Annotated in this window: 5 protein-coding genes and 1 riboswitch; of the genes, 1 reads left to right on the forward strand and 4 read right to left on the reverse strand. The window is 72.9% G+C overall.

Annotation, left to right across the window (positions count from 1 at the left end; all coding sequences use genetic code 11):
• Positions 1 to 62: 62 nt before the first annotated feature.
• Positions 63 to 253: riboswitch (cobalamin riboswitch) on the reverse strand.
• Positions 254 to 543: 290 nt separating this feature from the next.
• Positions 544 to 2,721 (forward strand): DEAD/DEAH box helicase, encoded by a 2,178-nt coding sequence (locus H1226_RS16875; RefSeq protein ID WP_258341588.1) that lies wholly within the window; start codon positions 544 to 546, stop codon positions 2,719 to 2,721.
• A gap of 3 nt (positions 2,722 to 2,724) precedes the next feature.
• Here H1226_RS16875 and H1226_RS16880 read toward each other — a convergent pair whose 3' ends face one another.
• From H1226_RS16880 to H1226_RS16895, 4 genes are all read right to left on the reverse strand, one after another.
• Positions 2,725 to 3,930 carry a cytochrome P450 gene (locus H1226_RS16880; RefSeq protein ID WP_258349437.1) on the reverse strand — a complete coding sequence of 402 codons (1,206 nt, stop codon included), beginning with the start codon at positions 3,928 to 3,930 and terminating at the stop codon, positions 2,725 to 2,727.
• A 109-nt stretch (positions 3,931 to 4,039) separates the two neighbouring features.
• On the reverse strand, positions 4,040 to 4,861 hold the full coding sequence (locus H1226_RS16885; protein ID WP_258341589.1) for an SAM-dependent methyltransferase: 822 nt from the start codon (positions 4,859 to 4,861) through the stop codon (positions 4,040 to 4,042).
• A gap of 398 nt (positions 4,862 to 5,259) precedes the next feature.
• Complete coding sequence (locus H1226_RS16890; RefSeq protein WP_258341590.1) at positions 5,260 to 6,273, reverse strand: NADP-dependent oxidoreductase; 1,014 nt, start codon at positions 6,271 to 6,273, stop codon at positions 5,260 to 5,262.
• Between the two features lie 15 nt (positions 6,274 to 6,288).
• Positions 6,289 to 8,733: a PfaD family polyunsaturated fatty acid/polyketide biosynthesis protein gene (locus H1226_RS16895; protein ID WP_258341591.1), complete on the reverse strand. Its 2,445-nt coding sequence runs from the start codon at positions 8,731 to 8,733 to the stop codon at positions 6,289 to 6,291.
• Between the last annotated feature and the right edge of the window lies 1 nt (position 8,734).

An 8,734-nucleotide genomic window follows, 5' to 3' on the forward strand; every position in this document is an offset into this window, starting at 1 on the left:
GTCACGTGGTTCCTCACCCCGGACCCATGCGCGGGGCCCGGCAGGCTGCGACCCGGCACCGAGTGCGGTCCGGGGAGCCAGCCAGGTCTTCGGGCTCGGGTTCGCCGGGCGAGGTCCCTTCCCGGACCCGGTGGTCCAGTGGTCGCGGCCGTGCGGCCGTTCCTCGCCCATCGCCCCTACCGCTGCGCGTCAGCTCCGGATTCCGACCGGATTCCCTGCCCTCGCGGGCGCGACTGGCTCCCGAGCACCCTAACCGGACATACCACTACCCCATCAAGGTGATGTTCCTCGCTGGAAGCACCGCCACTCGTTCTGCTTTCGGGGATGGGTGGCGGAACCTCAGCGCCCGGCGTGCGGCGGATGTTCTCCGTCGACGGGGGTATGTGCAGCTGTTCGCATTCGGTGACCGGCCGGACGGGCGGGCCCTGCGGAGCCTGCCTCGGGTGATCCGTCAAGCTGGAGCCGGGGCCGCACCACCCGCTCGGCGGCTGCCCGCGCGCCGGTGGTGCGGTACTGACGAGCAGGGATTCCTGGGGAGGAAGCATGGGGCTCGACGACGGGCCGGGTGCGGTGCGGGCGGGTCGCGCGGCGCGCGCCGTGCTGGCGGGCGCGCGGTCGTTCCGCGCCGCCGCGCACGGGCTGCTCGCCGAACCGGACCGGCTGCGCGAGCAGGCCCGGCAGCAGTACGACGCGTTCCGGCAGCGGGAGGCGTGGGAGCGGCTGCGCGGGATGCCGGTCGGCAGGCTCCGCGACGCCGCGCGGACCAGGTTGCGGCTCGGCGAGCTGGAGCGCGCCGGGTACCGCACCGCCGCCGACGTGGCCGCCGCGACCCCGGAACTGCTGCAGGCCGTGCCCGGCGTCGGCCCGGCCACCGCGCAGGAGGCCGCGGCCGCCGCCGCGCGGCTCGCGCGGGCGAGCGCGCAGGACGTGGTGCTGCGCATCGACCCGGACCGGCGCGACCCCGAGCACGCCGCGCTGCTGGCGACCGTGCGGGCCTGGGAACTCGCCGGCGAGCGGATCTCGGCGCAGCAGCAGGAGATCCGGCGCGGCCTCGACGCGCTGGACGAGCTGGAACCGGTGGCGCAGCGAGCGGGCAGCAGGCTGCGGATGTGGTTCACCGGGGCCGCCCGCCGCACCACCGCGCTCGACGCGCTGGCGCGGGTGGACGAGCTGCTCGCCGAACCCGGCATCCGGCGGATCGCCGCAGCGCAGCCGACTCCCGACGTCGAACGGCCCGATGAGCTGTGGCAGGACTACGAACGCCGCGCCGCCACCTACAACACGCTGCTCGCCGAGCTCACCGGCCACGCCGGGACCGCCGCCGGAGCCACCACCGGGCAGCTGCCGCCGGAGCAGGAGCGGCAGGTCACCGCGACCGGGCTCGACACCGGCCTGATGCGGGTCGCGCTGCGCGGCTACCAGGCGTTCGGCGCGAAGTTCGCGCTGGCGCGGCGGAAGTCGATCCTCGGCGACGAGATGGGCCTGGGCAAGACGGTGGAGGCGCTGGCCGCGATGGCGCACCTCACCGCGCGCGGCGGCACCCACTTCCTGGTGGTGTGCCCGGCCGGAGTGCTGATCAACTGGGTGCACGAGACGTCCCGGCGCAGCGCCCTCGTCCCGCACCCGCTGCACGGCCCGCACCGGGACGCCGCCACCCGCGAGTGGCTGCGCGACGGCGGGATCGCCGTCACCTCCTTCGACACCCTGCAACGGCTGCGCGGGGTGGCGGACGCGCCGCTGTCGATGGTCGTGGTGGACGAGGCGCACTACGTGAAGAACCCGCAGGCGCAGCGCTCCCGCGCGGTGGTGTCCCTGGTGGGCCGGGCGGACCGCGCGCTGCTGCTCACCGGCACCCCGATGGAGAACCGCGTCGACGAGTTCCGCACCCTCGTCGGCTACCTGCAACCGGAGGTGGCCGCGCGGCTCGACGCGCGGGACGCGCTGGCGCCGGGCCGGTTCCGGCGGGCGGTGGCACCGGTGTACCTGCGGCGCAACCAGGAGGACGTGCTCACCGAACTGCCCGAGCTCATCGAGCTGGAGGACTGGGTCGAGCTCACCGGCGCCGACGACACCGCCTACCGGAACGCGGTGGCGTCGGGGAACTTGATGGCGATGCGGCGCACCGCCTACGAGCAGGCCGGTTCGGCGAAGCTGGCGCGGCTGCGGGAGATCGTCGAGGAAGCCGCGCAGCAGCGGTGGAAGGTCGTCGTGTTCACCTTCTTCCGGCCGGTGCTCGCCGCCGTCCGCGAGGCCGTCGGGCCCGCCGCGATGCCGAAGGACCTGGACGGCGACCTCACCGACAAGCAAGGGCTCGTCGACGAGTTCTCCGAACGGGACGGGCACGCCGTGCTGCTCGCGCAGATCGACGCGGGCGGCACCGGGCTCAACATCCAGGCCGCGAACGTGGTGGTGCTCGCCGAACCGCAGCTGAAACCCAGCGCGGAGGAGCAGGCCATCGCCCGCTGCCACCGGATGGGCCAGACCCGCAAGGTCCACGTGCACCGCATCCTCGCCAAGGACACCGTGGACCAGCGGCTCCGCGAACTCCTCGAGGGCAAGTCGCGCCTGTTCGACGCCTACGCCCGGGAGAGCGCCGCGAAGCTCACCGACCCCGAGGCGCTCAACACCCGGCCTCTGGACGAACGCCGCCTGCACGACGCCACCGTCCCCGTCGAACGCCGCATCGTCGAGGTGGAACGCGACCGCCTCGGCCTCGGCTGATCCTCACCAGGTGACGGGGAGGGCGTGCAGGCCGAAGATGGCCGCGTCGTTCTTCAGGGGGAGGTCGTCGAGGGAGGCGTCGGGGCGCAGGCCGGGGATCTTGCGGAACAGGGTGTTGTAGACGATCTCCAGCTCCATCCGGGCCAGGTTCTGGCCGAGGCACTGGTGCGGGCCGTAGCCGAACGCGACGTGCTGGCGGGCGCCGCGCTCCACGTCGATCTCCTCGGGGCGCTCGAACGCGGCCGGGTCGCGGTTGGCGGAGCCGCCGAGCGCGAACACGCCCTCCCCCGCCTTGATGGGCTGGCCGCCGATCTCCAGGTCGTCCTTGGCGATCCGCACCGTGATCAGGTCGGTGATGCTGAAGTAGCGCAGCAGCTCGTCCACGACGTCGAGGGTGCGTCCCGGTTCGGCGATGACCCGGTCCCGCAGCCGCGGGTTCTGCATCAGCGCCAGCGAGCCCAGCGAGATCATGTTGCCGGTGGTGTCGTGCCCGGCGGTCAGCAGCAGGAACGCGAGGTCCACGAGCTCGGCGTGGTCGTAGGAGCGCTCCTCGGCCGGTTTCGCGGCCTGTCGGCTGAGCAGGTCGTCGCCGGGCTCCGCCTCCTTCGCCGTCACCAGTTCGTCCAAGTAGGACTGGAGGTCGAAGAAGGCGCGCTGCCGGGCCAGCGGCGGCTCGGTGGTGTTGAGCATCGTCGAGGTGCGGTCCTCGAAGAACTCGTGGTCGGCGTAGGACACGCCGAGCAGTTCGCAGATCACCAACGACGGCACCGGGAACGACAGCGCGCGCACCAGGTCGGCGGGCTTCGGCCCGGCCAGCATAGCGTCCACCGCCTCGTCGACGATCTGCTGGACGCGGGGGCGCAGCGCCTCGGTCTTGCGCACGGTGAACTCGCCGACGACGGCGCGGCGGGCGCGGGTGTGCACCGGCGGATCCATCCCGGCCAGCGACAGGGTGGAGTCGTTGTCGCTCTTGGCGAGCTCCACCATGTGCGGGAAGTCCGGGTCGCCGCGGTCGGAGCTCAGCCGCGGGTCGATGAGCGCCTTGCGCACGTCCTCGTAGCGGGTGACGATCCACGCGTGCCTGCCGGTGGGCAGCAGCACCCGCTGCACCGGCGAGTTCTCCCGCAGCTCCGGGTACTCGTCCGGTAGCCGGTACGGGCACCTCCGCGGCGGCGGGAACGCCAAGGCGGTGTCGTCGTGTTCGACCATCTCGGTCACAGCAGACCATCCCTTATCAACGATCGGCGGGGAGGTGAACGGCCCACCGGCCCGCGTTCCCGGGACGGATGGGCCATTCACCTGGGGGGACCCGCGGAGATCAGGCGGGCTTCTCGGCGGTCAGCAGGACCGAGCCGAACTCGTCCACGTCCACCATGTCGGCGGGGCTGAACTTCGTGTCCGCCTCCTCCTGGAAAACCGGGTCGAGCTGGTCGTTGGCGGCGCTCATCTGCTGGAAGGTGGGGCGCACGCTCTGCTCGGTGATGTCGAGCAGTTCGGCGAACCGCAGCCCGGCGCGGCGCAGCATCGGCAGGTAGTCGTCCCCGTCGGCGAGGGTCATGATGAAGTCGCGCAGGCAGCGGTCCACGTGCTCCTGCTTGTCCGCGGGAATGGGGCCGCGGGCGAAGAAGTCGGTGAGGGTGAGCCGGCCGCCGGGCTTGAGCACGCGCTGGATCTCGCTCAGCACCTGCTCGCGGTCGGGCATGTGGAAGATCGACTCGATGGCGATGGCCGCGTCGAAGGACGCGTCGGGGAACGGCAGGTTCATCGCGTCGGCGTGCTGGAACTCGACCTGGCCGGCGAGCCCGGCGTCCTGCGCGAGCTCGGTGGCGCGGCTGATCTGGTCCCGGCTGATGGACACGCCGGTGACGTGGGCGCCGGTGCGGGCGGCGATGCGGCTCGCGGGCTGGCCGAGTCCGCAGCCGACGTCGAGCACGCGGTGCCCGGCCCGCAACCGCAACCGCTCGGTCATCATGTCGGTGAGCCGGTCGGCGGCCTCCACCAGCGGCACCTCGGTGTCGTCGAGGTCCCAGAATCCTAGGTGCAGGCTGCCGCCGGTGCCTTCGGTGTCGAGCGCGGTGAGGCGGTCGTAGAGCAGACCGACCTCTTCGGGGACGGACAGGGTGGCGTTCTGGGCGGACATGGTGGCCTTCCTTCTGTTCTCACTGGACCGGAGCGGTTCGGTGGCGTCCGCGCGATCGGCGGCGACCTGGCGCCCGGAGGTCGTTGCTGTGCCGGGGAAGCTGCGTCGGGGATTCCGTGCTGTCGTGGGGAGACCGGGCCGCGTCGGAGGTTGTCGGAGAAACGGCGCCGCAGCGGAGTTCCGCCGCCGCACGGGGAAACCGCCCTGCCCCGGACGATCGGGGCACACCGGAGATCGGCCGCGTCAATCGAAAACCCTTGCTGCGCCGAGGAATCGCGGCGTGATCGACGAACCGCCCCCCTCCCGGAAACTACACCGGCCGCGGGCCGACGTGGGACGCTTTCGCGGATTCTGCCGGAACCACTGGGGAATTCACTGGTCTTGATCTCCTGATCGGATCAGCCGACGCGCACGAGGGTCTTGCCGGTGTTCTTCCCGCCGAGCATGTCCAGGAAGGCCTGCGGGGTGTTCTCGACGCCCTGCACCACGGTCTCCCGGCACCGCACGTCGCCGCGGGCTAGCCAGCCGCCCATCTCCGCGAGGAACCGGTCCTTGACGTGCTCGTAGTGGCCCACCAGGAATCCGCGCAGCGTGATGCCCTTGCCGATGGCCTGCACCAGGTTCCGCGGCCCCACCACCTCCCCGCGCTCGTTGTACTGGGAAATGGCGCCGCACAGCGCGAATCGGGCGCCGGGCCTCGCCAGCAGCAGGGCGGCGTCCAGGTGGTCGCCGCCGACGTTGTCGAAGTAGACGTCGAACCCGTCCGGGGAGGCCTTGACCAGTTGCTGCCAGATCGGCCCGTCCCGGTAGTCGAAGGCGCGGTCGAACCCGAGTTCCTCGGTCAGGTAGCGCACCTTCGCCGGGCCGCCCGCCGAGCCGATGACCTTGGCGGCGCCGCGCAGCTTCGCGATCTGACCGACGATCGAGCCGACGGTGCCCGCCGCGCCGGAGACGAACACCGTGTCGCCGGGCCGGAACTCGGCGGCTTCGAGCAGTCCGGCGTAGGCGGCGTGGCCGGGCATGCCGAGCGCGCCCAGGTACGCCTCGGGCGGGGTGGCGGTGGTGTCCACCCGGGTCGCGCCGGCGGCGCCGACCACGGCGTACTCGCGCCAGCCGAGCCCGTGCAGCACCACGTCACCGGCCGCGAGCTGCGGGGACCGCGACACGAGGACTTCGCCGACCGCACCACCTTCGAGGGGTTTGCCGATCTGGAACGGCGGCACGTAGGTGCGCACGTTGTTCATCCGCCCCCGCATGTACGGGTCGACGCTGAGCACCAGGTTGCGCACCAGCACCTGGCCGGGCCCGACGTCGGGCAGGTCGGCCCGGGCGACGGTGAAGTTCTCGGGGACCGGCATCCCGTCCGGCCGGGAGGCCAGCCGGATCTCGGTTCCCGCGGTCGGCGCGGTCATCAGGACCTCCTCGTATCAGCCGACGGGTTCGGGCCGGGGGCCCAGGGTGGCCTGCCAGTGCTCGACGGCCGCGCCGATGGTCTCGACGGCACCGTCCAGCAGCAGGCGGCCGATCTCGTCCACGTGCCGGTGCTGCCACGGGTGCAGCTCGGTGCCCCGCACCCAGTCGTTGAAGGCGCCGAGCGCGGGACCGGTGTGCACCTGGCGGTTGACCTTGTCGTGCTCGTCGCCGCTCATCGCGAGCGTGGTGCTGTAGTGGAAGTACCAGCGGAACAGCCGCGCCAGCTTCAGCTTCGGCTGCTGCTCGGCCTGCGCGATCTGCGCTTCGCGGCCGCGGGAGCGCAGGTGGGCGCACACCTCGTCCCACACCTCCTCGGCGCTGCGGCGGAAGTAGGTGCGTTCGACGAGTTTCCTGGTGCGCAGCGGGATCTGCTCCCAGCCGTCGTAGTGCGCGTGCAGCGCGAACAGCTTGTTCGCCCGCGTCGGGAAGAACACGCCCTTGCGCAGCACCTGCACCTGGGCGCCCATCTCGAACATGTCGCCCGCCGGGGCGTAGCCGGTGTCGTCGACGCCGATGTCCTGCAGCACGTCCTTCACGGGTGCGCTCATCGCCGATTCGGCGGTGCACTGGTTGATCGAGCCGGTGAGCACGTAGTCGGCGCCGAGCAGGAACGCGGCGGCCACCGCCGACGGCGTGCCGATACCACCGGCGAGGCCGAGGCAGATCGGTTCGGCGTAGCCGTGCTCGCGCACCGCGCGCTGCCGCAGCCCCAGCATCGCGGGCATCAGCACCGCCGCGATGCCGCCGTCGGTGTGCCCGCCGGAGTCGGCCTCGACGGTGAGGTCGTGGCTCATCGGCACCTGGGCCGCCAGCCGCACCTGTTCGTCGGTGAGCGAGCCCTCCGCGCGCAGGCCGTCCAAGATGGACCGCGGTGGTGGCGCCAGGAACTCGGCGGCGATCTCGGGACGGGACACCTTCGCGAGGATCCGGTGCTCGCACAACGGCTTCCCGTCCGGACCGGCGCGCAGCCCGCTGGCGCGGAACCGCACCAGCGCCGGGGTGATCCGGACGAACGCGGAGGCCTCGACGGTGCGCACGCCGAGCCGCAGCAGCAGCTCCACCTGCTCGCGCTCGGCCGCGGGATCGTCGTGGTCGGCCAGCAGGTTCACCCCGTAGGCCCGGCCGTGCGGCAGGCCGCGCTGGATCTCGCGGACGCCGTGCTCGACCTCGGCGGGCGGGAGCCCACCGGTGCCGAGCACGCCGAGCATGCCCGCACGGCCGAAGCGCACCACCATCTCCGGGGAGGCGACCCCGCGGTAGAGCCCGCCACCGGCGTAGGCGTAGCGCAGGCCGTGGCGGCGGCGGAACACCTCGCTGCCGAGGTGGGTGGCGCGCTCGTCGGCGGCGGGAGGCTCGGTCGGCACCACCGGCGGTGCGGAACTCCCGTCGACCGGCGCGGTTCGCTCCGGAGCGCGGGGCCGCGCCGGTTCCGGGCTCGGGGCCGGTTCCGGGTGCGGCACGGCCTCGGCCACGGGTTCCGGACGGGATGCCGGTTCTGGTCGCAGCGCCGGTTCGGCCACCGATCCCGGACGCGGTCCCGGTTCCGCCACCGGCTCCGGTCGCGGCGCGGCGCGAATCTGCTCGACGAGCTTGCCGACGACGCGCCCGCCGAGCTCCACGAACTCGGTGACACCCGCGTCCAGCAGGTGCCGCACGCCTTCCGTCCACCGCACCGGGCTGACCACCTGCTCGGCCAGCAGCCGCGCGGTCTCCCCCGGCGGGTACGGCAGCGCGGTGGCGTTCGCGATCACCGGCACCAGCGGATCGCCGAGCCGGAATTCCGCCAGGTAGCGGGAGAATTCCTCCTTCGCGGCCGCCATCAGCGGGGAGTGGAACGCGCCGGAGACGTTCAGCCGGGCGCAGCGGACCTCGCGCGCCTCCAGGTACGGCACCAGGTCGCCGATCACCTCGACCGCGCCGGAGACGACCTGCTGCGCGGGCGCGTTGTCGTTGGCCACGACCAGCGAACCGAACCCGCCCTCGGCGAGCAGTTCCCGCAGCCGCGGCGGTTCCAGCCCGAGCACGGCGACCATGCCGCCACCGCGCGCCTGCGCCATCAGCTCCCCGCGGCGCCGCACCAGCCGCAGCCCGGTGGCGAAGTCGAAGGCGCCCGCCGCGTGCAACGCGCAGTACTCGCCGAGGCTGTGCCCGGCGTACCGGTCGGCCGCGCCGCCGTCCTCGCGCCACCGCCGGTGCGCCAGGGTGCCGACGACGTACAGCGCGGGCTGCGTGCAGCGGGTGTCGCCCAGCTCCTTGTCCGGGTCCTCCAGGCACAACCGCCGGATCGAGCGGCCGAGGATCTCGGAGGCCTCCTGCTCGGCGTCCGGGTAGGCGTCGAACAGCTCCGCACCCATGCCGCGCCGCTGCGCGCCCTGCCCGGGGAAGATCACCGCCCGCACG

Source organism: Saccharopolyspora gregorii, from assembly GCF_024734405.1.
In the GTDB taxonomy this organism is placed as follows: Bacteria; Actinomycetota; Actinomycetes; order Mycobacteriales; family Pseudonocardiaceae; genus Saccharopolyspora_C; species Saccharopolyspora_C gregorii.